This window comes from Neisseria sp. N95_16 (assembly GCF_002551535.2).
GTDB lineage: Bacteria > Pseudomonadota > Gammaproteobacteria > Burkholderiales > Neisseriaceae > Neisseria > Neisseria brasiliensis.
Genome location: NZ_PDBT02000140.1, coordinates 1 through 1901 on the forward strand (window position 1 = coordinate 1; position 1901 = coordinate 1901).

At 39.6% G+C, this 1901-nt stretch carries 2 protein-coding genes and 1 pseudogene; all 3 read right to left on the reverse strand.

Annotation, left to right across the window (positions count from 1 at the left end):
- Positions 1 to 312: pseudogene (locus CRG49_RS12830) on the reverse strand (DUF637 domain-containing protein); the annotation flags it as partial.
- Positions 313 to 440: 128 nt separating this feature from the next.
- On the reverse strand, positions 441 to 839 hold the full coding sequence (locus CRG49_RS12835) for a hypothetical protein (protein ID WP_095503309.1): 399 nt from the start codon (positions 837 to 839) through the stop codon (positions 441 to 443).
- Between the two features lie 2 nt (positions 840 to 841).
- Positions 842 to 1901 (reverse strand): VENN motif pre-toxin domain-containing protein (locus CRG49_RS13660; protein ID WP_232727259.1); only part of this gene is annotated, 1060 nt, incomplete at its 5' end.

Genomic DNA, 1901 nt, shown 5'->3' on the forward strand with positions numbered 1-1901 from the left:
GGCACCGTCCTGACATTTACCCTTATTCGCCGCCGCTGCCGCACAGCCCGCTACGGCATGAGCGATTTTGTGGGCGACATAGTGCTGATCCAGTCCTTTGATCTTACTCGCCGCCTCCCCATGCGCGGTATTCACCAAAGCCGCAAGGATATTCGCTTCCAAATTGTCTTTCAGGCTGCCGCCGTTAACGGCGGTGTTAATCAGCGCGGCACTGCCCGCATCGGCCAGATTCACGGTCATATTGTTAACCCATTGCTTATCGCTGACATTAGCCAGTGCAGACGCGCCGATTTTGTTGGATACGCCTGCGTTTTCCTGCGTCATAGTAAGGTAGGTATTTGTGCTTATGCGGATAGAACAAAAAAAGGCCGTCTGAAAGATTTTTCAGACGGTATGGCTTATTTTAAATAATAATTTTCATTAAATAAGATAAACTAATTCTATAATAGATCTTCAGAGATTATAGAAATATCTAATCTATCTATAGTTAAAGTAATTAACCTCCCATCTAAAAAAGAATATTCTTTTTGAAGATAATTATCCATGAAATAAATATTTCCAGATTTAAATGAATTACCATTTAACCTACCTGTTATTCTATATCTTGGACTATCATCTATTCTTTCAAAAGGAAAAATAATAGGTTTATCAATATTAGCTTCTTCAACTATATAGTCATTAAAAATCTGATATTCAATTTCCACATTGTAAATTCTATTTTCTTCTAAAGATATTTTAGAATATGCAATAAAACAATATAGATCATTATTTTCTATAGAAAAATCTGCAAAATTTTCACAGAGTTTATCTAGATTTTTTAGTTTTACCGAGTAAATCATTTTTACCTTTCATAAATTATTTTATCTGTTGAGTTGCCATTTAAGGTTTTCCATAAATTTTTTCCCTTTTCAACATGGATGGTAGTGATGGCACCTTGATTATTTGTTCCTACAAATGCAAATTTTGCTTCTCCACTTTTACTATTGCCGAGAAATTGAACATATCCTGTTCTAATTTCACCTCTATATTCATATTTCACACGGCTACCTTTCTGCATAACATCTCTTCCTATTTTTAAATAGTCATTAGCAGTTTTAACGCCAAATTCAGAACCATGTTTTTTAAAATGTTCTAATAACAACTGTTTACTTCCAAAATTAAACGGGACAGCTTTAGTTGATAGTAAAACCGGACTAAAATCATTAAATACACGGCTGACAGTATCCCAAACCGAACCATAGCGGCTGGATGCCTCTCGAATAATTGATTGAGCAATATTTGCCATACAACCTGATGATTCACAATGCAATCTGGCATATGTAAACCTATTACCCACAAATGTTGCACACGCAGTATTTCCCTTGCAAATGGCGAATGCTTCGGCGGCATATTTATTCTGAACTGCATTAATATCAACAATATCTTGTTTGGCCAGCTTACTACGTTGATCACTTTTATTTACCGCTTCAGCAATAATTCTATTTCTACATTCCGCATTGTTACCTTGATTGCACTCTTTATCAACACGTTTTCCTATTTCAATGATTTCTAAGTTGTTCAACGCATTATTTTCCACCGCTACAGCTGCCGCATTCGCCGCCGCATTCACATCGCCGCCCGCCACACCGCTTACCGTACCGGCAACCAGTTTGCTGTATGCCAGAATCTGTTCGCGCTCTTTGGCCGTTAAGGCAGCAGGGTTTTTACCGTTAACCAAAGCCTCCCCGACAATCTCACCCACGGCCGCACCAATCGCACCGTCCTGACACTTACCCTTATTCGCAGCCGCTGCCGCACAGCCCGCTACGGCATGGGCGATTTTGTGGGCGATATAGTGCTGATCCAATTGCTTAATCTTACTGGCTGCCTCCCCATGCGCGGTATTCACCAAAGCCGCCAGG